The sequence below is a fragment of the Ruegeria sp. BC1 genome (assembly GCF_056539305.1).
Genome location: NZ_JBQFUT010000005.1, coordinates 79936 through 105561, shown reverse-complemented (window position 1 = coordinate 105561; position 25626 = coordinate 79936). Strand labels below are relative to the sequence as shown.

General features: G+C 54.5%; 20 protein-coding genes and 1 tRNA gene. 15 read left to right on the top strand and 6 right to left on the bottom strand.

The genetic code is table 11. The annotated features are described in order from the left end of the window. Window positions 1-33: 33 nt before the first annotated feature. Together ACR0IY_RS12470 and ACR0IY_RS12465 are read left to right on the top strand one after the other, a co-directional pair. Window positions 34-996 carry an EpsG family protein gene (locus tag ACR0IY_RS12470; RefSeq protein ID WP_480674044.1) on the top strand — a complete coding sequence of 321 codons (963 nt, stop codon included), beginning with the start codon at window positions 34-36 and terminating at the stop codon, window positions 994-996. Then, window positions 996-2159: a glycosyltransferase family 4 protein gene (locus tag ACR0IY_RS12465; RefSeq protein ID WP_480673716.1), complete on the top strand. Its 1164-nt coding sequence runs from the start codon at window positions 996-998 to the stop codon at window positions 2157-2159. Before ACR0IY_RS12470 ends, ACR0IY_RS12465 begins: the two co-directional genes overlap by 1 nt. A 100-nt stretch (window positions 2160-2259) precedes the next feature. On the opposite strand, the gene ACR0IY_RS12460 is transcribed toward ACR0IY_RS12465, so the two are convergent. Further along, window positions 2260-4398, bottom strand: a complete 2139-nt coding sequence (locus ACR0IY_RS12460; RefSeq protein ID WP_480673714.1) for a polysaccharide biosynthesis tyrosine autokinase — start codon at window positions 4396-4398, stop codon at window positions 2260-2262. 532 nt (window positions 4399-4930) lie between these two features. On the opposite strand from ACR0IY_RS12460, the gene ACR0IY_RS12455 reads away from it, so the two are divergent. From ACR0IY_RS12455 to ACR0IY_RS12440, 4 genes are all read left to right on the top strand, one after another. Next, window positions 4931-5914, top strand: a complete 984-nt coding sequence (locus ACR0IY_RS12455; RefSeq protein WP_480673712.1) for a hypothetical protein — start codon at window positions 4931-4933, stop codon at window positions 5912-5914. A gap of 356 nt (window positions 5915-6270) precedes the next feature. Continuing rightward, window positions 6271-6924, top strand: a complete 654-nt coding sequence (locus ACR0IY_RS12450) for a sugar transferase (RefSeq protein WP_480673710.1) — start codon at window positions 6271-6273, stop codon at window positions 6922-6924. A 671-nt stretch (window positions 6925-7595) separates the two neighbouring features. Then, window positions 7596-9617: an adenylate/guanylate cyclase domain-containing protein gene (locus ACR0IY_RS12445; RefSeq protein ID WP_480673708.1), complete on the top strand. Its 2022-nt coding sequence runs from the start codon at window positions 7596-7598 to the stop codon at window positions 9615-9617. Between the two features lie 358 nt (window positions 9618-9975). After that, complete coding sequence (locus tag ACR0IY_RS12440) at window positions 9976-11268, top strand: aminotransferase class I/II-fold pyridoxal phosphate-dependent enzyme (protein WP_480673706.1); 1293 nt, start codon at window positions 9976-9978, stop codon at window positions 11266-11268. A gap of 234 nt (window positions 11269-11502) precedes the next feature. Here the strand turns inward: ACR0IY_RS12440 and ACR0IY_RS12435 are convergent, their stop codons facing one another. Both ACR0IY_RS12435 and ACR0IY_RS12430 read right to left on the bottom strand, forming a co-directional pair. After that, entirely contained in the window at window positions 11503-13875 is a 2373-nt protein-coding gene (locus tag ACR0IY_RS12435) for a 1-deoxy-D-xylulose-5-phosphate synthase N-terminal domain-containing protein (protein WP_480673704.1), read from the bottom strand. A gap of 14 nt (window positions 13876-13889) precedes the next feature. After that, the gene (locus ACR0IY_RS12430) at window positions 13890-15089 is read right to left on the bottom strand and encodes a methionine gamma-lyase (RefSeq protein WP_480673702.1); all 1200 of its coding nucleotides are present in this window, start codon (window positions 15087-15089) and stop codon (window positions 13890-13892) included. A 115-nt stretch (window positions 15090-15204) separates the two neighbouring features. Here ACR0IY_RS12430 and ACR0IY_RS12425 point away from each other — a divergent pair, with 115 nt between their 5' ends. Further along, window positions 15205-15660, top strand: a complete 456-nt coding sequence (locus tag ACR0IY_RS12425) for an Lrp/AsnC family transcriptional regulator (protein WP_170554944.1) — start codon at window positions 15205-15207, stop codon at window positions 15658-15660. 462 nt (window positions 15661-16122) lie between these two features. Here the strand turns inward: ACR0IY_RS12425 and ACR0IY_RS12420 are convergent. Both ACR0IY_RS12420 and ACR0IY_RS12415 read right to left on the bottom strand, forming a co-directional pair. Beyond that, a tRNA-Pro gene (locus ACR0IY_RS12420) sits at window positions 16123-16199 on the bottom strand. A 115-nt stretch (window positions 16200-16314) separates the two neighbouring features. Further along, a complete protein-coding gene (locus ACR0IY_RS12415) occupies window positions 16315-17430 on the bottom strand; it encodes a THUMP domain-containing class I SAM-dependent RNA methyltransferase (RefSeq protein ID WP_480673700.1) in 1116 nt (371 codons plus the stop codon). A 288-nt stretch (window positions 17431-17718) separates the two neighbouring features. Here ACR0IY_RS12415 and ACR0IY_RS12410 point away from each other — a divergent pair, with 288 nt between their 5' ends. From ACR0IY_RS12410 to nqrF, 6 genes are read left to right on the top strand one after another with little or no spacing between them, the layout of a single operon-like run. After that, window positions 17719-19062: a Na(+)-translocating NADH-quinone reductase subunit A gene (locus tag ACR0IY_RS12410; RefSeq protein ID WP_480673698.1), complete on the top strand. Its 1344-nt coding sequence runs from the start codon at window positions 17719-17721 to the stop codon at window positions 19060-19062. Window positions 19063-19067: 5 nt separating this feature from the next. Beyond that, a complete protein-coding gene (locus ACR0IY_RS12405) occupies window positions 19068-20276 on the top strand; it encodes an NADH:ubiquinone reductase (Na(+)-transporting) subunit B (protein ID WP_480673696.1) in 1209 nt (402 codons plus the stop codon). Continuing rightward, window positions 20269-21084, top strand: a complete 816-nt coding sequence (locus ACR0IY_RS12400) for a Na(+)-translocating NADH-quinone reductase subunit C (RefSeq protein ID WP_480673694.1) — start codon at window positions 20269-20271, stop codon at window positions 21082-21084. Before ACR0IY_RS12405 ends, ACR0IY_RS12400 begins: the two co-directional genes overlap by 8 nt. After that, complete coding sequence (locus ACR0IY_RS12395; protein ID WP_170614094.1) at window positions 21084-21737, top strand: NADH:ubiquinone reductase (Na(+)-transporting) subunit D; 654 nt, start codon at window positions 21084-21086, stop codon at window positions 21735-21737. Before ACR0IY_RS12400 ends, ACR0IY_RS12395 begins: the two co-directional genes overlap by 1 nt. Further along, on the top strand, window positions 21737-22345 hold the full coding sequence (gene nqrE, locus ACR0IY_RS12390; RefSeq protein ID WP_170423419.1) for an NADH:ubiquinone reductase (Na(+)-transporting) subunit E: 609 nt from the start codon (window positions 21737-21739) through the stop codon (window positions 22343-22345). Before ACR0IY_RS12395 ends, nqrE begins: the two co-directional genes overlap by 1 nt. Before the next feature lie 10 nt (window positions 22346-22355). After that, window positions 22356-23579, top strand: a complete 1224-nt coding sequence (nqrF, locus tag ACR0IY_RS12385; protein WP_480673692.1) for an NADH:ubiquinone reductase (Na(+)-transporting) subunit F — start codon at window positions 22356-22358, stop codon at window positions 23577-23579. A gap of 108 nt (window positions 23580-23687) precedes the next feature. Here nqrF and ACR0IY_RS12380 read toward each other — a convergent pair whose 3' ends face one another. After that, window positions 23688-24212, bottom strand: coding sequence for a CBS domain-containing protein (locus ACR0IY_RS12380; protein ID WP_480673690.1), 525 nt, complete (start codon window positions 24210-24212; stop codon window positions 23688-23690). 124 nt (window positions 24213-24336) lie between these two features. On the opposite strand from ACR0IY_RS12380, the gene ACR0IY_RS12375 reads away from it, so the two are divergent. Both ACR0IY_RS12375 and ACR0IY_RS12370 read left to right on the top strand, forming a co-directional pair. Continuing rightward, entirely contained in the window at window positions 24337-24522 is a 186-nt protein-coding gene (locus ACR0IY_RS12375) for a hypothetical protein (RefSeq protein WP_480673688.1), read from the top strand. A 66-nt stretch (window positions 24523-24588) separates the two neighbouring features. Further along, window positions 24589-25614: an FAD:protein FMN transferase gene (locus tag ACR0IY_RS12370; RefSeq protein WP_480673686.1), complete on the top strand. Its 1026-nt coding sequence runs from the start codon at window positions 24589-24591 to the stop codon at window positions 25612-25614. Window positions 25615-25626: the final 12 nt, after the last annotated feature.

Sequence of the window (25626 nt, the reverse complement as noted above, 5' to 3'; positions counted from 1 at the left end):
TTGGGACGGAGGACATCCCAAGTTAGCCTATTGATGATTGTCCTTTTCGGCGTCGTACTAAGCCTGTTCATTGGCTTGCGTTATGAAATTGGCAAAGATTGGGTCCAATACACATACCTTTACGATGTAATCGGGAGTGAGTCCTTCTTCCAAGCTATTGGGGTCACGGATTTAGGGTATTCACTGGTAAACTGGTTATCACACCAGTTTGGGCTCGGAATTGTCGGCGCTTTTTTGTTTTGCGCAGTTGTTTTGGCCGTCGGGGTCGTCATGTTCGCGCTGCGTACACCCTATCCGTGGCTCGCTGTCGCTGCGGTAATGCCACATATTGTAACCGTTATGGCTATGGACCACGTCCGTCAGGCCACAGCCCTAGGGATTATCCTGATTGGCCTTGCCTTTCTAGATCGCGAGAAAGTCTGGACTTTTCTCGTGTGTATTCTTTTGGCAGCTTTGTTCCATCGTACGGCAATCGTCCTTATGGGATTTGGCATCGTTCTGGTGTCTAAAAACCGAGCGCTACTTTATCCTACTTTTTTGGCTATCGCAGCCATTCTGGCACAGTACATGTTGTCGGACAGGTTGGATATTTATGCATCTCGATATCTTGAGACCGAAGCGGGCTCTCGCGGAGCTTTGCTACGTTTGTTTTTGAACGCCCTGCCAGCGGCGGGTTTTCTGGTGTTCCGCAATAAATTTAACATCAGCCTACAGTTGCAAAAAGTTCTGACATATATGGCATGGGCGGCAATCATTTGTTTTGTCGCGATGCCCCTGTCACCGTCAACGGTTGTGGTTGACAGGATTGCCAAGTACTTCCTACCGGTTCAGATTTTTTTCTTCGGGTCCATTGTTACCTTGATATATGGGGCACTTGCGCGCATGGGCGTCGCTTTGCTCATGGTGATTTACCTTTTGTTCTCACAAGCTTACTGGCTCTCAAAGAGCGACTTAGCCCAAAATTACTGGCTTCCCTATAAAATGGTTGGTTTCTGATGAAAATCCTCCTTCTTGCTAACTCCAGTTTCAAGCTTATCAATTTCCGGGGCACTCTGATTTCCGAACTGATCGCTCAGGGGCATGACCTGATTGCCGTAGCCCCGCGTGATGAATACACGCCGGATTTCGAACAGATGGGGGTCAGATTTGTTGACTTGAAAATGAACCCCACGGGTACGTCTGTGCCCGGCGAAGTTGCGCTTTTGGCGCGGATATACCGGATCATTCGACAGCACCGTCCGGATGCCGTTCTAAGTTATACCATCAAGCCAAATATCTACGGCGCCCTCTCGGCTCGGATATTGAATATTCCATTTCTGCCGAATGTCACCGGATTGGGAAGTGTGTTTGATACTGATAGTCTTTTGTCCCGAGTGATTAAGCTCCTCTACCGAACTGCCTTCCGCCGCTGTTCTCGGGTGTTTCTGCAAAACCCCGAAGACATGACCACCTTTGTCGACAACAGGCTAATAACACAGGAACAGGCCCGGCTTTTGCCTGGATCTGGCGTGGATTTGCAGACGTTTTTTGCAACCGCTTTGCCCGGTACCGGCACAAACCGATGCTTCCTGTTGGTCGCGCGGATGTTGCGCGAAAAGGGAATACTTGAGTTTGTAGAGGCCGCGCGCACTATTGCCCCCGAGTTCCCTGAGGCGCGCTTTGTTCTGCTTGGCCCCTACGGTGGCGGCAAGGCGGGGGGGCTGGATGAGGCCGAGATCAACGCGCTAACAAGTGATGGCATTGTCGAGTACCTCTCGGCAGTCAAGGATGTCCGCCCCGTTGTCGCGTCCGCAGACTGTGTCGTTCTGCCGTCATTCTATCGCGAAGGCACTCCGCGTTCACTGCTGGAGGCTGCGGCAATGGGGCGACCGATCATTACAACCACGCAGCCCGGTTGCAAGGACGTTGTGGATCATGAAAACAATGGCTTTCTATGTGCGCCCAGATCCGCTGAAGCTTTGGCAGAGTCCATGAGAAAGTTCCTCAAACTGAAGGATGATGAAAAAGAAAATATGGGCGCACGATCGCGGGCCATTGCTGAAACAACGTTCGACGAACAAATTGTTCTGGAGAGCTACCGCGAAGCCTTGAAGCAAGCTGTGCCGAACCGGGAGACGATTTTGACGGCGCCATCACCGGGCACTCTGTCTCGCGGATAATGTTTCTTGCGTCGGGGCAAAAATGATCTTCGGCTTCAACCAAAAGAATACAGCGCGCAGTTGATGCGCGCTGTTTTGTAACCATCCCCTGTCGCCGCCGCTAATCGTTATAGTAGGTCGAGGCATAGCTTGCGTAGGAATACCCATATTGTTTTGCACTGCGGACGTTAATCTGTCCAAGGACTATCCCGGTCAGACGTTGGTTGTCAGTGTGAAACAGGCGCAGGGTCTCGGCCACATCCTGTTCGGATGTGTCATTCCATTTGACGGTCAGAAGAACCGCATCCGCGTTGCGCGCGATCAAGCGTGCATCAGACACCAAAAGCGTTGGTGGCGTGTCGATCAGGATGACGTCATACTGTTTGCGCATGTCGTCCAAAAACTGCCGGAACCGTTCTGAAGCAAACAAGTCCGCCGCGTTGGCCGTGGTTTTCTCTCCGGCCAGAACGTCACAGCCCAAAAGCTGATCCTGAAAGATTGCCTCATGCGCCGGCGTTTCACCGGCCAAAACTGATACGATACCTTTGCCAGACACGTTTTCAATCTGTGCTGTCATTGTGAGTCGACGGATGTCGCCTTCGATCAGCAGTACTTTTTTACCGATCCCGACAAAGTTCTGCGCTAACGCCAGCGAGTTGGTGGTCTTGCCCTCGCCAGGAAGCGAGGATGTCATCACCACAACCTGCGGTGGGCGATCCACGTTAGACAACATCAGCGAAGTACGCATGTTACGCACCGATTCAGCGGCGGCAGAGGAGGGTTTGGAGACAAGATACTCCAATGCTTTACGGCGCCCCCCCCGAGAAGGAAAGACCGGGATTTGTCCCAGAACGCTGTACCCGGTCTTTCGCTCCAACTCTTGCGCAGAACGGAAGCCTTTTTGCCGTGCCTCGAGCAACAACACGATACCACCGCCCAGCATGACGCCCAGAATGCCGGACAACGCAAGAATAAGAGGTTTCTTCGGTGCGGACGGAGAGCTGGGGATGACCGCGCGCGACAGCTGTCGACTGTCCGCTTTCTGAATACCCTCCTGCACAGCGGTTTCCTTCAAGCGGGCTAGAAAATACTCATACAATAGACGGATGGCTTCGGCCTCGCGCACCAGCTGTTGCAACGTGATCAGATCGGCGCTTTGCTGCGCAATCTGGTGCCCCAGCTCTTCAGAAGACCGCGCCAACGCCTGAACCTGTTGCGCAGATCGCTGAACGTTGACTGATGTGCGCGTGATCAAGCGTTGATAGGCTGTGTCGAATGCCTCTTCACCTGATCCGGTTTCTTCGATCTGTACATAAAGTCGCTTTAGCTGCGGATCCTGGCTGGCTTCGACCTGTGCCTGACGGCCAGTTGCTGCGCGCAACTCGTCATATCGGGCTTGTCCCGCGACGCGGGCCGCTTCGGCAGAAACGCCACGCTCGCGCAGATCCTTCAACTGCACTTCCTGTAGTTGCAACGCCTCTGGTGAAATCAGGGCCGTCGACCCATTGAACTCGTTGACCTTGGCTTCAGCGGTTTCCAGTTCAACCTGCAACTCGGCCACGCGGTCGGTTAGCCAAGCCGTTGCCTGTTCGGTGGCTTCGAACTTCACCTCGATCTGGTTTAGGACATAAAGCTCGACAATGGTGTCGGCGATCAGGGCGGATTTGCGCGCCGCTTCTGTCACGACCGTGACTTCAAAGACCAAACTCTGCCGTATGTTGCGCGCGGAAACCTTCTGCAGCAGCACCGAAATCACATTGTCGCGTATGCGCTGAATGGCCAGCTCATCCGGCTCCTGCTCTGGGTCGCTCGCACCGCCTAGAGCAGATGCGAAAAACTGCATGGCCCCGCCAATCGCGGATACAGGTTGAAGCGCTTCGTTGAACTCTGGGTCTGACACGAGGTCCAGCTTGTCCACAACTTTACCCATCAGACCGCGAGACTTCAGCACCTCAAGTTCGGAATTGACCTCGGCCGTGTCTCCGGCCAGACCGCCCACCACACTTTGCAGATCAACCACGCTGGCCTGTTCGGTTTCCAGCATCACCACAGCAGTGGATTGATATAACGGAACCGCGGCAACAAACGTATAAAACACCCCAAGAAACACCACTGCAGCGGTGGTCAGGGCGATGATCCACTTGCCGCGCCATAACGCGCCCACCAAGGCACCCAGATCGATTGAATCGTCCTCGGGCGTGTCATTCACCGGAGTACGGCTGGGTTTGAAATGTTCGTCGTGTTTCGGAGTTTGATTCATGTCGAACGTAAAATCCTGGATGTTAAAAAAACACGCATAACGCGTGTGCGTGCGCTCTCTACATGGAGCTGTTGTATTAATAAAGACCAGTGGGTGCTTAAATTTTTAGCCGACGAAAACAAGGTCGGCGAGGTCGGAAAATGGCCCCAAAACGGGCTGGAAAGCTACGCGGTTTCACGCAAGTCGCGCATCTGTCCGCGAGGATATTGCATTTCCCTTGGGATCAAGCGGACGGTTGTTTCACGAGAATTCAACAATCTTCGTAAAACATCCCGGATGACGAATTCGAACCGCATTCCGAGGATAAACAGCTTCGCCACGGCATCAAGTCACGGCGGGCGTCAATGCAAACCTGCGTTCTGAAATCTCAACCTGAAAGTTTTGCTGCCGAGGCGGTGACCAATTGGGACGGTTTCAGGTATTACAATTATGGAGACGAAAAAATGCGCCAAACCAAGGGTACGCACAAGGTTGGACCAGACCGACCAACCAAGAAGCCAATCAGACGCTTTAAGACAGTTGGAGGGGCCACATGATTGATCTTGGTCTTAGCATCGCTTCGCTTGCCGTGCGTTACCAGCACCCTGGCATCGGCGGCCTGAGCCCGAACCTCTGGATTGATCCTTCAGATATGCGCACACTATACCAAGATTCCGGGGGCTCCATTCCGGTAACCGGTACTGGTCAGCCGGTTGGTCGCGCGAGCGATCAAAGCGGTAATGATCTGCACGCGCTCCAGTCTGTTAACAGTATTAACCGGCCCACAATCGCGCGACATCCGGCAAGCGGGCTGCGCCAAAACCTTAATGGGTCTCATGATTTCTCGGCTTTCGTTTTTGGGGGCGGCGGTTCAGGCAGCAACACACTTGCCGTGAATACAGCAATCGCGCCGGACGGCACTCAAACGGCGGCAAGAGTGACTTTCAGTGCTGATAAACAGACTTTCACGCAGGCATTGAGCCTGCCATCTGGCGACTACGTAGGAAGTCTTTGGATTAAAGGCGTCGCTGGAGAAACGATCCGATGCAGGTTGAGTGGCGGCAGCGAGTTCACCCACACGCTTAGCGGTTCGTGGGAGCATATCAGCGGATTCGTGTCAGGCATCGCACCAACCTCATTCAACATTAGCACTTGGGCAAGCGTGACCGCACGCGTGGTAGACGTTTGGCGTCCGCAGCACGAGGCAGGGTCGGCTAAAACGCCCTATCAAAAGCGCGTCGATCAATACGATGTGACCGAAGAGGGGCAACGTGATCTTTGGTATCTCTTGTACGATCAGATCGACGATGAGTTGGTTGTTGATTTGCCCGATTTGGGATCGGATTCCACGGAATGGTGGGCGGATGAGAACGGAATTGCGATCAACGGTTCGCAGACCATTGGCGTAGGGGGCAGAGTGCTGCCCGGTGGTGTTCGCCTTTATGCATATGGAATTATCAACCGCACGCTGACTGCACCGGAGATGGCTCTGGTGCGGGACTATCTTGCAAGGAAAGCAGGTGTGAGCCCTACCTGAACTTCGCTTCCTCTGGAACGCAGGGTAAAGCGCGGTCTAATTTCATGTTTCTCGACTCCATGACCAAGGTATGGAGTTCAGACCCAGAACTCTAAAGGAGTTCTGGGAATAATCCTGAATTTAGCCTGTTACTTTAATCCGCTTGCAATCTTGCTGAACCAGATGACGGTTATGCAAACGCGCCAACACATATTTTAAAGACGTTAAACTAATTCAAGCGGGCAAAATTCAGAATATACGAACAATTTTCTCAAAGGTGCTTGACTGTCCCGGGCAAGAATTCTTAAAGAGTAGTCTATAATCTGCACAAGCTAAACGTGTGTTATATTCAATAATATCAAGAAATAAAAAAGTATATGTTTGACTTTAATTTCCCTGATGCTGATGTCTCGGAACCTGTTGCTTCACCTGCCTATTCGACGACCATTTTTCTTGTTGCCAAACGTGCCTTTGATCTGATTGTAAGCGCGTCTATGCTGTTTCCGCTCATGGTTCTCAGCGGTGTTGTTTTACTGATCCTGAACCCGTTTTGGAACAAAGGGCCGCTGATATTTGCACAGGAGAGGATGGGGCGAAACTGTGTACCTTTCACAGCATATAAATTCCGAACCATGCGCCCAGCTGATAGGATCGAGCGGGGTGCAGACTGCCCGTTGGAGGAAGAAAGAATTACCCCAGTTGGTCGTGTTCTGCGCAAGACTAGGATCGATGAGCTTCCTCAAATACTTAATGTTTTCAAAGGCGAAATGAGTCTGATAGGTCCTCGGCCGGACTATATCGAGCATGCGCGCAATTACCTGGCGCAAATACCGGGGTACCAGGCACGTCACAACGTGCGTCCTGGAATCAGCGGCTGGGCACAAGTTGAACTGGGGTATATTGAAGGCACGGATGCTACTCGCCGGAAGGTAGAAGCGGACCTGTTTTATATTGCCAATGTCAGCCTGGCGATGGAAACCCGCATCGTGTGGCGTACTGTGGCCGTCATGCTGCGCCGCGGTGGTGCATGAAGGCGCTTTAAGAAGGATCACAGGTGCCGGTCTTGGGCTTGGTAATGGCCATTGATGTTTGCTCGACCAACGTATATGAGATGGGCGAAATGCGAAGCAGTCACGTGTGTTGATGCATTGTAAGCGCAGTAGCGATTTCCTTGAAAAAACAATTAAAGATAGTAAAAAGATTAATTTTTAGATAATTATTTACCTTTGGTCGTGCGAATTTTCTACTTTTACAAGCGGAAGTCACGCCCACCAAAATGATATGGCTGACGAAGTGCGAAAGCCGAAAGAGATAGCCTCCGTCGAATAGATGCCAGAGATTGCAATTCGACCCTTCGGCACGAGTTTGTAAAGTTGGGATAGGTAGGGTTCGGGTTCCAAGCATCTGCGCCACGGCTTTTCAACAGATCACCAAAGTCGTGTTTTGCGAAGTCCAAGCTGCAGAAAAATTCACGGTGGCCCGCACAGGCAGGTTTGCGAGCGCATGTGTTCCCGGGCGGATTTGGGCGGGGCGCGTCTATTTGCCGGTTGTATCTTGGTTTCTGATTTTCTCTGCCTGGCTAACAAGTTGGTGTGTTCCCTGAAACCAACTGGAAACACAGCCTTGTCATCCCTAAACTCATTTTCATAGATTGGTTGGCCTATTCTGAGTTTTTGCCGCCAACAGCCGTTTTGGACCTTAAATGCGTGTCAGCGTGGGAATTGCAGTTTCAATGCTTGTCGCCCTGTCAATCGGCGTGTCGACGTTTGTGGTGCATTCTCTGTGGTGGACAACGGCTCGGGAAAACAGCCGGATGCTTGCGGCGGAAATAAACAGTCAGATCGCCAACACCGTTCGGATCGAGGTCGGACTGACCCTCAGATCCGCCGAGGCAGCCTGGGCAGCGGTCAGAACCATCTTCATTCAGAACGTCATTCAGACGCGGCAGGCCGATAAGCGCGAGTTCGTGTTTTTGTCACAACTGCAGGCACAGCCTAATATCTCGTGGATTACCTTTGGCTGGCCCGATGGTAATTTCTTTGCCGCCCATCGTCTGGGTGACAGCGGGTTAGAAATGATCGAAATCGACGCTGAAATTCGGGATCGGATGCTACGCAAAGATCGCTATATCTTTATTCCCGGCGACATTCAGTTCGAAGAACGTACGTTTTCCGAAACGGAATACGACCCGCGCGAGCATGCATGGTACGGGAACTTCATTAATCGCAATACGCCTGACTGGATCGAAGTGCGTGATCTGCCGGGCAGTGACAAGACGATCTACGCCTTTGCAGGGCCGATCGACGTGACCCGCAAGCGGCAGGGCGTGCTGACTGTTGCCATCGATACGGATCGTATCTCACGCTTTCTAGGCTCATTGCGTCCCGGTGAATTCGGGGCCGCCTTTATTCTGAGCGCGGATGGTGATGTGATCGCTGTCCCCGATCCGAATGCAGATGAGGTCACCCCAGCACGGATGGGCGAGGGCGATCTGTACGAGGTTGCGAAAATTTCGGGTGAAAAACTGTTGGGTGGCGCCAGTGGACAAGCCGCCGGCAGTTCGACGACGCGCGTGGTGTATGACGATGTGCCTTATGCTGTAGCGCTGACGCCGCTTGGATTTTACGGCTGGCGCGTGGCTACAGTCATCCCCGAGTCCGCCTTCCTGTCGGGTATCGACCGGACCCTTGTCAATCTGGTCTATATTTTGCTTGGCGTCGTGGTTGTGGCGACGGGCCTTGCGATTTGGTTTGTGCGCAGGGTTGTTGCAAACCCGCTCTCGCGTGTTGCCGAGGATCTGAGCCGAATAGAACGCTTTGATGTCGAACAGGTGTCTCGCCGACCCTCTAGATTAAAAGAGCTTGAGAACCTATCCACCGCAACGGCCAGCATGGCAGCCGGTCTGTCGGCGTTCCGCAAATATGTACCTACCGATCTTGTCAGGATGCTGCTAGCGGCAGGCATCAAGACGCAGCCCGGGGGCGAAACAAAACAGATATCGGTTCTGTTCTGTGATGTTTCAGGTTTCACCGGCTTGGCTGAAAAGCATGGTCCCAAGATCGTTGAGTTGATGGAGCCGTTCTTCAGCGCAGCGTCATCGACCATCGAGCGTCATGACGGGACAATCGACAAATTCATTGGCGACGCGGTGATGGCCTTCTGGGGCGCTCCTCGGCAGAACCCTGATCACGCCGAGCATGCTTGCCGTGCGGCGCTGGAACTGGTGGAAGTAGTCGAGGCCTCCGACCTCCAAAATGACACCGACAGCCCACTACGTGTCAGAATTGGCTTGAACAGCGGCGAGGCTCTGGTCGGCAATATCGGATCCGAGCAACGGTTGAACTACACCGCGATCGGTGACGTAGTGAATGTGGCCAGCCGGCTGGAAGGTGCAAACAAAACCTACGGAAGTTCGATCCTGATCGGCCCGGAAACGCGTCAGGATGCCGGTGACGCGATTGTTGTCCGAGAGCTGGATACACTTAAAGTTGCAGGTCGGACTGAAGAACTGGTTGTGTTCGAACTGGTCGCGATGGCGGATAGTTTTGATGCGCCCCGTGACTGGATCGACGCGTACGAAACAGGGCTTGCCCACTACCGTGCCGGACGGTTCCCCGAGGCTGTTGCTGCCTTTGAGACCGCAAGGGAATTGCGGGGCGGAGATCCGCCTTCTGATCTTATGATCAGACGCGCGACAGAAATGCAGGGCACCATTGTCGGGTGACTGTTATGCCTCTTTAACTGAACTGGTTCACGGTTAGAGCCATTCGTTCAATACGAAGGCTCAATCTAGCAGAGACTCAGATCCCCAATGGCAATTTTAATCAGTGTGAACATGAGTTTACAATTCAATTTGCAAAAACTTCTCGGCAGTTGGTGCTTTAGGAACTGGTCGGCTTGAGGGATCCAAGCCGCCGATTCCGGTTTGATCTGTTTTCGCATTGGCCACCCGCAATTGACCAAATTGTCCGGCGCTCTCAACATCGAATAGGGAGTGGCACATAGAACGTGATCGCCGCAAGGAAGCAAGTCCAATAAACGCCAGTAATTGAAGTGGCTGTGCCGCAGTGATTCCAAGCCAAATGGCGAAAAAGCTGCAAAACATCTGTCGGTCGGGTAAAAGTATCATATTCGACACAACAGTATTCCTTGTGCGATCGCATTGCAGAAGTTTGAGTAGGGAGAGTTTAATGTCCATTGCTGCCCGCAGAGCAGACGCCGCTGCGCGTTCTATCCAGAAAGTTGAAGCCTTCTTTATGACCTACAATGCTGCGGTAAAGAAAACGCCAGCAGTCGCGGATTTCACGTTTGGCAACCCGCACGAAATGCCGCTGCCCAACGTCGTTGATGCGTTAAAGACACACGCTGAGCCTCAGAGTGTTGATTGGTTCGCATATAAGACTAACGAAGCCGAACCCTGCGCATTTCTAGCTGACGCGTTGTCTGTCGAGTTGGGATTATCTTTCGAGGCCGAGGACATCGCGTTGACCAAGGGCGCCTTCGGGGCAATCAAGATGTGTTTTACGATGCTTCTCGAACCAGGGGACGAATGCATCGTGCCACTACCTGGCTGGTTTTGTTACGGGCCGATGCTGGCCGCCGCCGACGCTAAAGAAGTGCCTGTACCTTTGGACCCAGACAATTTTGATCTCGATCTCGAGGCCATTTCCAGAGCCATCACCAAGCGCACCAAGATCGTCGTTGTTAATACTCCGCACAATCCGACAGGCCGCATTTACTCGCGTTCAAGTCTGCAACAGCTTGCCGACCTGCTCGAGGTTAAGTCCGCTGAAATCGGTCACCGCATTTGGATTTTGTCTGACGAACCCTATCGCCGCATTCGGTTTAATGGCGTTGGATTCACGACCCCTGCCGCTGTTTATCCGCACACGCTGATTGACTATTCTTATGGAAAAATTCTTCTCGCACCCGGACTACGTCTTGGCTATCTCGCGATTTCCCCAACCTTACCCGCAGCGGAGCGAGAAGAGCTTCGCGCGTTGCGGTTTGCTGTGCAGATGGCAGATGGTTGGAATGTTCCGGATGCTCCGTTGATCTATGCTCTACAGGATCTTGAAGACCTCTCAATCGACATTGCTGCACTGGCCCGCCGTCGTGAACGTATGCTTGGTTCTTTGGGTCAGTGGGGGTACCGGATGACAAGACCGGAAGGTACCTTCTATCTTTGGGGCCGGGCCCCGGGCGGTGACAGCGATGCTTTTGCTGAGTGTCTTCAAAAGCAAGGCGTACACGTAATGCCGGGAACAGTTTTCGATCGCCCAACCGATTTTCGTATTTGCCTTACCGCTACTGACGAGATGATAGAAAACGCAATGCCCGCATTTCAGGCCGCCGCGAACCAAATGCAGGAATGAAAAACCGACGTACGACCGAACTACTGGTGTTTCGATTGAAGCGCGTATAATTCGCCAAGTTGTTATTTTTGGTCAAATGAGCCCTGTTTTTCGGGCGCCATCGCCAATCAAACCAGCATTGCTCAAGCCCGTCAGGTTCATTGAACCAAACAGCACTGTCCAAATGGCCTTGTAGTTATTGGTCCATGATCGGCGCTAGTTTGTTCTCTACATTGTTGCCTAGATTCAGCCCACTTATGCACGGTGAAGAGTCCTGCCATGGGTCAGGCCATTCACTTTCTCTAGGATAGCGTCTGCGTCAATGCAGTGATGTCGATAAAGGTCGCCGATTGTTCCGGTTTGACCAAAATGCTCGACGCCCATGGGAATAGTCTGATGTCCAAGCACTGCTCCGAGCCAAGATAGAGTTGCAGGATGACCATCGATAACGGTGACAAGCTTGCAGTGTGGCGGAAGGCCGGACATCAGCGTTTCGATGTGGGAGCGTGCCGCCTTGTTGCCACGCGCATGCGCTCGTTGAGCGGCGGTCCATCCGGCATTCAGGCGATCTGCCGAAGTTACGGCCAATACACCAATATCGCGACGGCCTTCGCCAATCATACCTGCGGCTTTAATTGCCTCTGGCGCGACTGCTCCTTGATAGGCGATTACAACTTCGCAATTAGGCCCGGGTTTTCGTAACCAATAGGCCCCATCAATAGCACCTTGGCGGAACTCGTCGTCGACACGTTTGCCAGGCTGTTCAATCGGGTTGGTGGTCAGGCGCAGGTAGATAGACCCCCCGGTTTCATCGCGCAGCCATGTGCGCTCATCCGGTTGCCCTTCGCCGTCGCGCTGCATGTAGTCAAATGCCCATTCCATGATCACCGCCAGCTCGTCGGCAAAGGCGGGTTCAAAAGCGGCCAGACCATCCTGGCTCATCCCGATCAGCGGTGTGCCAACGGATTGGTGGGCTCCACCTTCGGGTGCAAGTGTGACGCCCGAAGGTGTGCCAACCAGCATGAAGCGCGCGTCCTGATAACAAGCGTAATTCAACGCATCGAGGCCGCGGCTGACAAATGGATCATAGACGGTGCCAATTGGGATCAGCCGCTTACCGAACAGGGAATGCGACAGGCCCGCGGCTCCCAAAAGCAACATGAGATTCATTTCGGCGATGCCAAGCTCGATATGCTGTCCTTCCGGCGTGAATTCCCATTTCGCCGTCGAAGGGATCCGGTGTTCGATGAAGGCGTCGGCTTGCTCGGATCGGGCGAACAGTTTGCGCCGGTTCACCCAAGGACCAAGGCTTGTCGTGCCTGTTACATCTGGGGAGGTCGTCACTATGCGTTCGGCCAATGGGCTATCGCCTTTTGACAGATCGTCAAGGATCTTGCCAAACGCCATCTGTGTCGAGATTTCGCGACTGGTGTCGATCTCGATTGGCGGCACATCCAACCTGCTATCAAAATAGCGGCGTGGACCTTTGGCAAAGAACGGTGTTTTGGCTAGAAAATCTTTGAATGCGTCAGGGTCCTGCACTGTCGCGAGCGGCTCCCATTCTTCGCCCTTCGGCACACCCATATGCGACTGCCACGCGGCGAACTGGCTATTGTTCATCAGCCCGCCGTGGTTGTCCTTGTGGCCTGCAATGGGGGTGCCCCATCCTTTGACGGTGTAGGCCAGGAAACATGTGGGGCGATCATGATCGATGGCGGCAAAGGTTTGGGCCATGGTCTCGACGCAGTTGCCGCCGAGGTTCTCCATAAGGGCAGCGAGCTCTGCATCCGTGCGCCGTTCGATCAGAGCGGTCACATCTCCTTGATCCCCCAGATCGTCCATGAGACGCTGTCGCCAGTTCGCACCACTCATGAAAGTCAAAGCGGAGTAGTCCTGATTGGGACACGCATCGATCCAATCACGCAAGCGACCGCCGCCGGGCTCCTCAAAGGCCGCGCGTTGAAGAACCCCATATTTGACACGAACTACATCCCAACTGAACGCATCGAAGATTTTCTCAATCCGTTCGAACAAGCCTTCCCGGACGATACCGTCCAGCGATTGTCGGTTGTAATCGATGATCCACCACGTGTTTCGTAAGTCGTTTTTCCAGCCTTCTTGTAATGCCTCATAGACGTTGCCCTCATCCAGTTCAGCATCGCCTACCAAGGCTACCATACGTCCCATTGGCGCGTCTGATCCCCAGCTTTTGGCCTTGATGTATTCCTGAATGATCGAGGCAAACGAGGTGATCGCGACACCTAAACCCACAGACCCGGTTGAAAAATCAACATCATCAATATCCTTCGTCCGGCTGGGATAACTTTGCACACCCCCAAATCCGCGGAAATTCTCCATCTTCTCGCGCGTTTGATTGCCCATCAGATACTGCATCGCATGAAACACCGGCGACGCATGGGGTTTGACTGCAACCCGGTCCTCAGGGCGTAAGGCCGAGAAGTAGAGCGCGGTCATGATCGATACCATCGAAGCTGACGAAGCCTGATGGCCTCCGATCTTGATCCCATCCACCTTTGGTCGGACATGGTTGGCATGGTGGATCATCCAATGAGACAACCACAGCAGGCGCTGTTCGACGATCTTCAATTGGGTGGGATCAATGTGCATGGTGGTCTCCGGGTTCAGGCGGCGCTGCGTGCAGGGTAGGGCAAAGCCTGCTCCAGGTCTGCAAGGATATCTTCGACTTCCTCCAGCCCGACGGAAAGGCGGATCAGGCCATCGCTTATCCCATGCTCGGCCCGCTCTTCCTGCGTATAGGTCGAATGAGTCATGGAAGCTGGGTGCTGGATCAGGGTTTCTGCATCGCCCAAGGACACTGCACGCTGGATCATGTTCAGGTGGTTCATGAACTCGATCCCACCGGACAGGCCGGACTTGATCTCGAACGCTATCATAGCGCCCGGTTGGGACATCTGTCGCTGCGCTACATCGTGCTGAGCGAAACTCTCAAGACCGGGGAAATAAACCTCACCAACGGCGGGGTGCGCTTCGAGGAAGTCCGCGACGACCTTGGCTGACGCACAGTGACGATCCAGACGCAGGTTCAGTGTTTTCAGACCACGCAGGATCAGCATGGCGTTGAAAGGCGCCATTACCGCGCCTGTCATGTCCTTCATCCCAACAAGGCGGATCTCAGCAATCTGTTCAGCGGTTCCGACAACCAGGCCTGCGACCACGTCCCCATGCCCGCCTAGGTATTTGGTAGCGGAGTGCAGAACGATATCTGCGCCGTGCTCGATCGGGCGGGTCAGATATGGGCTGGCATAGGTGTTATCGACGACGACTGTTGCACCGACCGAGTGCGCAATTTCGGTGCTCGCGGCGATGTCAACCAAGCGCATGTTCGGGTTGGCCGGAGTTTCGAAATAGATAACGCGGGTTTTGTCAGAAACGGCAGCTTTCAGGTTGTCCGGGTTTGTCATGTCGACATGTGTGATCGTGACCCCCCATTTCGCCAAACCATGACGCATAAAGGCGAAGGTGCAGCCATAGAGCGTTTTGTCCACGATGACTTCGTCACCTGGCGACAGCAGGGTCCAAAGAACTGCCGTTATCGCCCCCATGCCGCTTGAAAGAGCTAGCCCTGCCTCGGCCCCCTCAAGCACGGCAATGCGTTGTTCAAGAAGATCGCATGTGGGGTTTGAAATACGGCTGTAGATGTGACCTTCACGCTCACCGGCGAACATCTCTCCGCCAGCCTCTGCGGTTTCAAAGGTAAACGTGGACGTCAAATGTAGCGGTGGTGTCAGAGCGCCTTCATTTTCCAGAGGGTTATATGCGTGGTGAATGGCGCGCGTGGCAAATCCGGTTGAACGAGTCATTGCATGCTCCTGATTCATGTTGAAGCCAGTTTGCGCCTTTACTTTGGGCAAATGGTTGCGAATTATACCAACTCATGCACTGAGATTGGCAGATTCTGCTAAGAATGAGGATCAAATGGATGCTAAGGACAGGCAAATCATTCGGGCGCTGCAGCGTGACGGGCGCATGACGAACCAGGATCTTGCCGACGAGGTGAACTTGTCTCCCTCACCGTGTTTGCGCCGGGTCAAAAACCTAGAAGCCAACGGAGTGATAAAGGGATACAGCGCAGACGTTGACGCTGCCGCGTATGGGATGGCCATTACCGTCTTCGTGCGTATCAGGTTGGAGCGTCACAATGAAACGGACGTTCAGAACTTTGAGAAACGCGTTCGGATGATCGATGAAGTTCTTGAATGCCACGTGCTGACCGGGGCAATGGACTACCAATTGCGGGTTTTGGTGTCGGATCTCGAGGCCTACGAGGAATTTATTCGTCACCGAATTCATCCGATCGGTGGGATAGCCTCAATCGATACCAGCTTTGTCTATGGAACAGTAAAAAAGACAGCTGTTTTTCCACCTGGATAGAGCGACCAAGTTAGAATGGGTTGTCACAATACGACTAAACGCTTTGGTTGTTTGTTTTTGCCCGCTGGAATTCCCCATCGTTTGTTTAACAATGGAAATGACATGCAGCACGTGCTGCTTCACTTTCCTAAAGAGAGCGATGGCTTAGAAGCCATGCGAAAACATAAGGTTGGCAAATTAGGTAGTGCGCCGGGTGCTCGAGGTAAAACCGACTAAAAGCTAGGCTGAAATTGCGGCAAACCGCGGCTGTTCATAGGGCTGAAGCAGGCATCTTGATGGTGAAGACTGTACAGTTTCTCGGCCATTCAGAAACGCGGATCATCGCGACCGTCTATGCGCGCAACAGTCTGAAGCACCTGCTTAAAGCTGCCAGCGCGTTGGAGTTCGGCTAAAGCTCGGGTTCAACGAACCTCGATCGCTGTCTGGAAAACAACAAAGACGCCCTTGGGCGTATTGTTTTATTGGTCGGAGTGAGAGGATTCGAACCTCCGACCCCTGCCTCCCGAAGACAGTGCTCTACCAGGCTGAGCTACACTCCGACCGTGGCGGGTGATCTATACCCGGGGATATGGATGTGCAAGAGGGATTTTGGGGCTGTTCGCCGGAATCTGCGAAGCCGAAAAAGGGCCGAATGTGTTCTGCTTGACTGGGCAATTACGTCAGTGGGTCGGTTCGGTACAGGCGGATTTTTGTGCCCCCGTGATCTACGACTGGGCCGGCGGGCAGCAATGGCAAGCGCGCTGCGCGCGCAAGGGATTGATTGCTGGTCACGATCCCAACTCGCCAGCCGCTGAACCGCGACATCAGGACTTTTCCCAGTGCCCCGTACAGAGAGCGAAGCCGTTTTTCGTCACCGATTCTTGCACCGTAGGGTGGATTGACGATCACCAGCCCTGTTGGTCCTGCCGGCGGCTTAATGTCACTAACCGAACGGCATTGAAATCTCGTGTTTGTAGTAACTCCGGCACGGTCGGCATTGGTGCTGGCCGCTTCAACCGCACCTGAATTCCGGTCGGACCCATAAAAGATCGTATCCGATTCTGACAGATCTCCACGCTGGCGCAATGTTGCCCATGCCTCAGAGTCGAATTCGCGCAGGTTTTCGAATGCAAAGTGGCGGGAACGTCCTGGATTTAGACCCAAGGCAATCTCAGCGGCTTCGATGACAAAAGTGCCAGAGCCACACATCGGGTCAAGAACGGGCTCTGACCCGTCAAAGCCGCATTCGCGGAGGAACATAGCGGCCATAGTTTCGCGCATCGGAGCCTTCGCGACCGCCGATTTGTGGCCGCGCTTGTGTAGCGGCTCGCCTGAGGTATCGACGGAAAAGGTGCAGATGTCTTTTTCGATCCGCACCAAAACGCGCAGCCCCGCATCGGATGAGATTGGCGCGCCAAGGGTTTCGGTAATGGCTCGTTCGACTCTCTGGCGGGCAGCGCCTGCATGGTAAATGCGGGATTTGCGGCTTGTAGCCTCGACTTTAACGGGGATGTCAGGGCGCAGGACGTCTGACCAGGGGAATTTTCGCGCGCGTTTGTCCAGTTGGGCCAGATGAACGGCCGGGAAGCTGCCTATTCGAACCAACACCTTGTTGGCCCCGCGCAGGCACAGGTTTGCGCGCCAAACCTCGGACCAGTTGCCACGGCAGCTGACACCGCCTTGTACGATTTCAGCGCCTGCGAATCCCTGTTCCAGTGCTTCGGCGTGCAAGGGGGCTTCAAGCCCAGGTGTTGCCACCAAAAAGATGTCCAAATCGGTCGTCTGTTCCATCGGGGTTGCTTACACTGGAAGCAATCCGGGCGCGACACACAATTTCATCCGTGAAAAAAATGAAAGAATTAGAAGGAAAGCGGTGTTACAAGCAGATTTGATCCTGAACGGGTTTGCCTTTGATCCTCTCCACACGTAAAGGGGGCCTGATTGGAATTTCGCCCGCGGATTTTTAACGCAATTCGACGCTTTTGCGACGACTGTTGAGAAAACACGCGTTAATGTTTGGCTCAGAAATGGGTTAGACGCATATGGCGCAGGTAAAGAGGCTTGGAAGACAGTAGCGACATGCAAACTTTCAAACTGAAAAAAGGGTTGGAGCTGCCGGTGCAGGGCGCACCTGAGCAGACTATCCAGCCGGGGCCTGAATTTAAGACTGTCGGGGTGTTGGGAGGAGATTACCTTGGCCTGAAACCGCGCATGCTGGTTCAGGAAGGTGATACTGTGCAACGCGGCACGCCGTTGTTTTGCCACAAGGACGCGCCCGAGGCGATGATGGTGGCACCGCTAAGCGGCAAAATCGTCGCCATCAACCGGGGCGCGCGGCGGGTGTTACAAAGCGTTGTGATCGAAGTTTCGGACCCGAACGATGCAGGTCTGGATTTTTCGGGCGTGGGCAATGCGGACAGTGCAGAAGGCGTGACCGAAAAGCTTTGTGCCGCGGGTCTTTGGACGGCCTTCCGTACACGTCCTTATTCCAAAATGCCGGTGCCGGGCAGCAAGCCAGCGGCGATTTTCGTCACCGCTATAGACAGCGAACCATTGGCTGCTGATGCATCAGTGATCATTGCGGACGCGGGCGAGGCCTTTGCCGCCGGACTGGCCGCGATCACAAAGCTTACCGAGGGCAAGACCTATCTCTGCCAAAAAGACGGTGACTCAGTTCCCGGCGCAGATGTCGATGGTGTCGAGGCTGCCGCGTTTTCTGGTCCGCACCCCGCTGGCCTGGCCGGAACACATATCCATTTCCTCGAACCGTTGGCCGGTGACAAACAAGTCTGGACGATCGGCTACCAAGACGTGATCGCCATTGGTCGCCTGATGCAGACCGGGCATTTGGACCCGAACATCGTGATCGCGCTGAGCGGTCCGGGCGCGCGTCAGCCACGTCTGATCCGCACCGTCATGGGCGCCTCTACCGATGATCTGACCCATGATGAGATTGCTGTGGACGGCACGCCGCGCGTCATTTCGGGCTCGATCCTGTCCGGTACGCATGCCGATGGTCCAACGGCTTATCTGGGACGGTTCGCCCGTCAAATCTGTGTCATTCGCGAAGATCACGACCAGATTCCGATGGGCTGGATTCGTCCGATGCCATCGAAATACTCGGTGCAGCCGGTTCTGGGTTCGGCCTTTGCCAAGAAACTCTACGCTTTCACCTCGAACCTGAACGGTGGGCGCCGTGCGATGGTGCCGACGGGCGTGTTCGAGGAACTGATGCCGCAGGATTACCTGCCGACGCAATTGCTGCGGGCTTTGTTGGTGATGGATACTGACACTGCGCAGGCATTGGGCGCGCTGGAGCTGGACGAAGAGGACTTGGGCCTTGTGGGCTTTGCCTGTCCAGCGAAATATGAATACGGGCTGGCGCTGCGCGACTGCCTGACCAAGATTGAAAAGGAGGGCTGAGCCAGATGGGTTTGCGCAGCTTCTTTGACCGGATTGAGCCGAACTTTACCAAGGGCGGCAAGTACGAGAAGTTTTTCCCCATTTATGAAATGGTGGAGAGCTTTATCTACACTCCGAAAACCGTCACTACCGTTGCGCCGCACGCGCGGTCATATGTGGATATGAAACGGATCATGACCTATGTCGTGATTGCCACAATCCCCTGTATTCTTTGGGGAATGTGGAACACCGGCTATCAGGCCAATGCCGCACTTGAGATTGTAGGCCCCGAGGCCGCAACCGGTTGGCGGATCGCCTTGCTGCAGATGTTTGGCATCTCGCTGGACCCGGCCAGTATTTTCGCAAATGTGGCTCATGGGTTTCTTTACTTCCTGCCGATCTACATAGTGACGCTTGTTGCTGGCGGCATTTTCGAGGTCATCTTTGCCACCGTGCGTGGCCATGAGGTGAACGAAGGTTTCCTTGTGACCTCAATGCTTTATACGCTGATCATGCCTGCTACCACGCCACTGTGGCAGGTGGCTCTGGGCATCATTTTTGGTGTCGTGATCGGGAAAGAGGTGTTTGGCGGCACTGGCAAGAACTTCCTCAACCCCGCGCTGGTCGGGCGTGCGTTCCTGTATTTCGCTTATCCGGCGCAGATGTCCGGGGACGCGGTCTGGACGCCTGTTGATGGCTTCTCGGGTGCGACAGCGCTGGCGGTGTCCGCAGCTGATGGATACCAACACCTTGCAGCCGAAGGGGTTACTTGGCTCAGCGCGTTTTTTGGCGCTATCCAAGGCAGCTTTGGCGAAACCTCGACACTGGCCTGCATGATCGGTCTGGCCTTCCTGCTAATGACCAAGATCGCCAATTATCGACTGATTGTAGGCTGCCTGGCCGGAACGATCGCGTTCACTTGGTTGCTGAACCTAATCGGTTCGGACACCAACCCGATGTTCGCTATGCCCTGGTACTGGCATATTGTGTTGGGGGGATACGCCTTCGGTCTGGCCTTCATGGTCACTGAACCGGTGTCGGCCAGTCACACCAATCTTGGTCGGTACATCTATGGTGCGCTGATCGGTGTCATGGTTGTGTTGATCCGTGTGGTGAACCCTGCTTTCCCCGAAGGCATGATGCTGGCAATCCTGTTCGGTAACGTCTTTGCACCGCTGATCGACTATTTCGTCGTTCAGGCAAACATCAAACGGAGGGCGCGTCGCCATGTCTGATACGCAATCCCCAGAACCCAAAGGCGCGATTGCCAAGTTTCTGGCGGCCTCGCCGGATTCGGTGGGCAAGACGATCTTTGTTGCTGTCGCCGTCTGTCTTGTCGCTTCGATGGTCGTGTCTGCTGCTGCGGTCAGCCTGCGCCCGGTACAGGAAGCAAATGCACTGAAGGACAAGCAGGTCAACGTTCTGCAGGTGGCTGGGGTTTATGAGCCCGGCATCAATGTGACCGAAGCATTCGCCGCGTTTGAGCCGCACGTGCTGGAACTGGCCACAGGTGAATTTGTCGATGATCAGTTTGACCCGGCCACATTCGACGATCTGGCCGCGGCCAGCGATCCCGAGTTGAGCGTTGCACTGGACAATGATCCGGCGGGCATTGGGCGCAAATCCAAATACCGCGTGATCTATCTGTTGCGCGACGATGCAGGTGATTTGGACAAGGTCATCCTGCCACTGCACGGCTATGGCCTGTGGTCTACGCTCTACGGCTTTATCGCGCTGGAAAACAACGGCAACGACATCTTCGGCCTGCAGTTTTATCAGCACGGCGAAACCCCCGGTCTAGGTGCCGAAGTGGACAATCCCCGCTGGAAGGCCCTGTGGAATGGCAAGCGACTGCGCGATGAAGCGGGTGATCTGCAGATCACTGTGTCCAAGACGCAGCCCGCAGCTGGACCGGAATTCTACGTTGACGCGCTGGCCGGCGCCACGTTGACCTCGGTCGGTGTCGATAACCTGGTGAAATTCTGGATGGGCGATGAGGGCTACGCTCCGTTCCTGGCCAAACTGCAAGCAGGAGAGTTCTGATGTCCCAGACCAAGAAAGAGATGCTGGTCGACCCGCTTGTCGACAACAATCCGATTACGCTACAGGTGTTGGGCATCTGTTCTGCACTGGCGGTGACCTCGTCGCTGCAGGTGTCCTTCGTGATGGCGCTGGCGGTGACCTTCGTTACTTCGTTCTCGTCCTTCTTCATCTCGTGCCTGCGCAACCAGATCCCGGGCTCGATCCGCATCATCGTTCAGATGGTGATCATCGCCTCGCTGGTGATCCTGGTGGATCAGGTTCTCAAGGCCTACGCCTTCGAGATTTCGAAGACCCTGTCGGTTTTCGTTGGCCTGATCATCACCAACTGTATTGTGATGGGCCGCGCCGAAGCGTTTGCGATGAAGAACCCTCCGGTCGCGTCGTTCATCGACGGAATGGGCAATGGCATGGGCTACGGCCTGATCCTGCTGCTGGTTGGTTTCATCCGCGAGCTGTTCGGCAATGGGTCGCTGTTCGGCGTCACCATTCTGGAGACCGTCAACAACGGTGGCTGGTACGTGCCCAACGGCATGCTGCTGCTGCCGCCTTCGGCGTTCTTCATCATTGGTCTGATCATTTGGGCCTTCCGCACATGGAAGCCGAACCAGGTCGAAGAACGTGAATACAAAATTCAGCAGGTAGAGGCCCACTGATGGAAGGTCTGATTTCACTGGCCGTGAAGGCCATCTTTGTTGAAAACCTCGCGCTTAGCTTCTTCCTCGGCATGTGTACCTTCATCGCCGTGTCCAAGAAGATTTCGACCGCGCTGGGTCTGGGGATTTCGGTCATGGTCGTACAGGCGATCACCGTGCCCACCAACAACCTGCTGCTGAATTACCTGTTGAAGCCGGGCGCATTGGCATGGGCCGGGTTCCCGGATGTGGACCTGACTTTCCTTGGCCTGATTTCTTACATCGGCGTGATCGCGGCGATGGTGCAGATCCTTGAGATGGTACTCGATAAGTACTTCCCACCGCTCTACAACGCGCTGGGGATTTTCCTACCGCTGATCACCGTGAACTGCGCCATCCTGGGTGGTTCGCTGTTCATGGTCGAGCGCGACTATAACTTTGCCGAGGCGGCGACCTATGGTCTGTCTTCCGGTTTTGGTTGGGCGCTGGCGATCACCGCAATGGCGGGTGTGCGTGAAAAACTGAAGTATTCGGACATTCCCGACGGTTTGCAGGGCCTTGGGATTACCTTCATTACCGCGGGTCTGATGGCGATGGCCTTCATGTCCTTCTCGGGCGTGAAACTGTAAGGAGGGCGCAATGGAAACTTTTAGTCTGGGCGTCGTCCTCTTTACCCTGATCGTTCTGGGACTGGTCGCTATCATCATGGCAGCCCGATCGCGTCTGGTGTCGACCGGCAACGTCAACATCACCATTAACGGCGAGAAAACCGTATCTGTTCCGGCGGGCGGCAAGCTGTTGCAAACGCTGGCGGCCGAGAAACTGTTCGTTCCTTCAGCCTGTGGTGGCGGTGGTACCTGTGCGCAGTGCCGGGTGCGGGTGCATTCAGGCGGCGGGTCGATCCTGCCGACCGAGGAAAGCCACATCACCAAACGCGAAGCCGCCTGCGGTGACCGTTTGTCCTGTCAAGTCGCGGTCAAGCAGGACATGGATATCGAAGTCCCAGAAGAAGTCTTCGGCGTCAAGAAGTGGGAATGCACGGTTCGGTCAAACGAAAACGTCGCAACCTTTATTAAGGCGCTGACGCTGGACTTGCCGGAAGGCGAAGACGTGAACTTCCGCGCCGGTGGGTACATCCAGATCGAAGCGCCAGCCCATGCACTGAAGTACACCGATTTCGACGTTGAAGAAGAATACCGCGAGGATTGGGATCGCTTCAATCTGTGGCAGTATGAATCTGTCGTGAGCGAACCGATCGAGCGTGCTTATTCGATGGCCAACTACCCGGATGAAAAGGGCATGATCATGCTCAACGTCCGTGTTGCCTCGCCGCCTCCGGGTTCAGATGGTATCCCTCCGGGTCAGATGTCGTCTTACATCTTCAACCTGAAGCCGGGTGACAAGGTCACGATTTCGGGCCCGTTTGGCGAGTTCTTCGCTCGCGAGACGGAAAAAGAGATGGTCTTTATTGGTGGTGGTGCCGGTATGGCGCCGATGCGCAGCCACATCTTCGACCAGCTCAAGCGTCTTGAGAACCGCAATCGCAAGATCAGCTTCTGGTACGGTGCGCGGTCTAAGAAAGAGATGTTCTTTGTCGAGGATTTCGACACGTTGGCCAAAGAGTTCGACAATTTCGAATGGCACGTGGCCCTGTCGGACGCTCAGCCCGAGGATGACTGGAAAGGCTATACCGGCTTCATCCATAACGTTCTGTTCGAAGAATACCTCAAGAACCACCCGGCACCGGAAGATTGCGAGTTCTACATGTGTGGTCCGCCAATCATGAACCAGTCGGTCATCAACATGCTGCTGGATTTAGGCGTGGACCGTGAAGACATCATGCTCGACGATTTCGGCGGTTAACAAACAGTAAAACCGGCGCATCTAGCGCCGGTTTTTTTCTTTGTCGTGATTCAGTCAAGGCTGATACGGTGGCCTCGAAGCCAGACCACTCGTGCCGTCAAGTAATGCTCAGCCAACAATCATTTGCTTCATACGCAGAGCTTCGTACTCCAGCTCTTTCAGGCGGAAGTGCACAACGTCGCCAATGGTGATCACGCCGCACAGATTGCCATCCCGCAAAACCGGCATATGGCGAAAACGTCCTTCGGTCATGGTCTTCAGGACGTCATTCAGCAGATCATCTGGCGCGCAGGATTTGACATCCCGCGTCATCAGGTCTTCGACTGATTGGGGCAGGGTCTGACCAGGTGTTTCCGCCATACGCCGGACGATATCACGCTCGGACAGGATGCCCTGTAGAGTACCATTCTGGTCGGTAACCAAAACGGCGCCAATCCGCTTTTCTTTTAGCGTATTGACGACTGCATGAATCGTCTCATTCGGGCGCACCGAAAACACCGCCTCCCCTTTACCCTCAAGCAGTTTGGCCACGGTCGTTTGCGAGTGCGACAGGTTCGATTCCGCTGATTGGCTGTAAGTGGTCTTGTCAGCCTTGTCGCCGCGCGACGGCGACTGGTAAGAGGTTGGGGCCATGGGCAATCTCCTTCATGGTTATTGCAAAGTCTTTCCCTTTCACCTTAGCGCAGCTAAATGACCTGTATAGGGTGGAATTGCGCAGATCGGCAAAATCCCTGAGCTGCATAGGAAACATAAGCCTTTGAACGACCTGTATCTTACCCCGCCAGTCGCCGCTTTGATTTTCTTTGCGGTGGTGGTTTGCGGCCATAATTTCCGCATGGCATGGAAAAATCAGCCTCCGGGGTGGCAAAAACGCGCGTGGTTGTTTGGAGTACCGGCAGGTATCGGCCTTTTAGCTCTTGGCTTTATACCGCTGAAACTCTGAACCCGGTTTGACACTGTCGGGGGCGGCTGGCATATGCCGGACACCATTCTTCCAGGAGACTGCCTAATGCGTCTTGTGCCTGTTCTGGCTTTTGCCACACTCTTGTCCGGCTGCCTGTTCGACAAAGAACCCGAGGTGGTCCGATTGTCGGGCGAAACGATGGGGACGACCTTCAACATCACCGCCATTGGCGAAGGGCTGGACGCGGACGCTCTGGCCGTTGCGGTCGAAGAGACCTTGGCCGAGGTTAACGCCAAGATGTCGAATTGGGACCCGAATTCCGAGGTCTCAACATTCTCTGCCTCAGACAGCACTGACCCTTTGCCGGTGTCTGCGGAATTTTCGCTGGTGATGAAAGCAGCAAATGAAGTACACGAGAAAACTGGCGGCATCTTTGATGTGACCCTTGGCCCGCTGATTGAGCTTTGGGGGTTTGGTCCGCGCACGCCGGAAGATCCGGTACCGTCGGATGCCGAAATTCAGGCCGCATTGAACGGGGTGGGTCAGAGCCGATTGCTGTTGCTGAACTCTGAGGCCGGAACGCTGGCGAAATCCGACCCCGGGGTTGGTATCAACCTGTCCGCCATAGCCAAAGGGTACGGCATAGATGCCGTTGCAGCGACGCTTAGCGAAGCTGGCATCGAGGATTATCTGGTTGAAATAGGTGGTGATCTGGTCGCCAAAGGCGAAAACGACAAGGGCGAATCTTGGCGCATCGGTATCGAAAAACCTCAGGCAGGGGCGCAGACACCGCAACTGATCGTGTCGCTGGACGATCTGGGCATGGCAAGCTCTGGCGACTACAAAAATTTCTTCGAGCAGGATGGAGTGCGCTATTCGCACATCATTGACCCGACCACCGGCCGTCCGATCACGCACCGAACAACCTCGGTCACGGTTCTGGCGGAAAACGCGATGATGGCGGATGCCTGGGCCACGGCCATGCTGGCACTGGGGCAGGAAAAAGGTCTGGAGCTGGCCGAAAGACATAACCTTGCCGTGTATTTCATCTCGAGGGATGTGACAGGCGGCGAAGATGCGTATATCACAGTGCATAGCACCGCGTTCAAAGACGCTTTGGGTTCCAACTGAAGGGTAGACCTG

Coding starts and splice junctions, on each gene's coding strand:
- ACR0IY_RS12450 (WP_480673710.1), top strand. CDS start 6,271: ATGTTTGACTTTAATTTCCCTGATGCTGATGTCTCGGAACCTGTTGCT.
- ACR0IY_RS12430 (WP_480673702.1), bottom strand. CDS start 15,089: ATGACTCGTTCAACCGGATTTGCCACGCGCGCCATTCACCACGCATAT.
- ACR0IY_RS12405 (WP_480673696.1), top strand. CDS start 19,068: ATGGGTTTGCGCAGCTTCTTTGACCGGATTGAGCCGAACTTTACCAAG.
- ACR0IY_RS12460 (WP_480673714.1), bottom strand. CDS start 4,398: ATGAATCAAACTCCGAAACACGACGAACATTTCAAACCCAGCCGTACT.
- ACR0IY_RS12465 (WP_480673716.1), top strand. CDS start 996: ATGAAAATCCTCCTTCTTGCTAACTCCAGTTTCAAGCTTATCAATTTC.
- ACR0IY_RS12470 (WP_480674044.1), top strand. CDS start 34: ATGATTGTCCTTTTCGGCGTCGTACTAAGCCTGTTCATTGGCTTGCGT.
- ACR0IY_RS12435 (WP_480673704.1), bottom strand. CDS start 13,875: ATGCACATTGATCCCACCCAATTGAAGATCGTCGAACAGCGCCTGCTG.
- ACR0IY_RS12370 (WP_480673686.1), top strand. CDS start 24,589: ATGCGTCTTGTGCCTGTTCTGGCTTTTGCCACACTCTTGTCCGGCTGC.
- ACR0IY_RS12440 (WP_480673706.1), top strand. CDS start 9,976: ATGGCGAAAAAGCTGCAAAACATCTGTCGGTCGGGTAAAAGTATCATA.
- ACR0IY_RS12380 (WP_480673690.1), bottom strand. CDS start 24,212: ATGGCCCCAACCTCTTACCAGTCGCCGTCGCGCGGCGACAAGGCTGAC.
- ACR0IY_RS12415 (WP_480673700.1), bottom strand. CDS start 17,430: ATGGAACAGACGACCGATTTGGACATCTTTTTGGTGGCAACACCTGGG.
- ACR0IY_RS12445 (WP_480673708.1), top strand. CDS start 7,596: ATGCGTGTCAGCGTGGGAATTGCAGTTTCAATGCTTGTCGCCCTGTCA.
- ACR0IY_RS12425 (WP_170554944.1), top strand. CDS start 15,205: ATGGATGCTAAGGACAGGCAAATCATTCGGGCGCTGCAGCGTGACGGG.
- ACR0IY_RS12400 (WP_480673694.1), top strand. CDS start 20,269: ATGTCTGATACGCAATCCCCAGAACCCAAAGGCGCGATTGCCAAGTTT.
- ACR0IY_RS12455 (WP_480673712.1), top strand. CDS start 4,931: ATGATTGATCTTGGTCTTAGCATCGCTTCGCTTGCCGTGCGTTACCAG.
- nqrF (WP_480673692.1), top strand. CDS start 22,356: ATGGAAACTTTTAGTCTGGGCGTCGTCCTCTTTACCCTGATCGTTCTG.
- ACR0IY_RS12395 (WP_170614094.1), top strand. CDS start 21,084: ATGTCCCAGACCAAGAAAGAGATGCTGGTCGACCCGCTTGTCGACAAC.
- ACR0IY_RS12410 (WP_480673698.1), top strand. CDS start 17,719: ATGCAAACTTTCAAACTGAAAAAAGGGTTGGAGCTGCCGGTGCAGGGC.
- nqrE (WP_170423419.1), top strand. CDS start 21,737: ATGGAAGGTCTGATTTCACTGGCCGTGAAGGCCATCTTTGTTGAAAAC.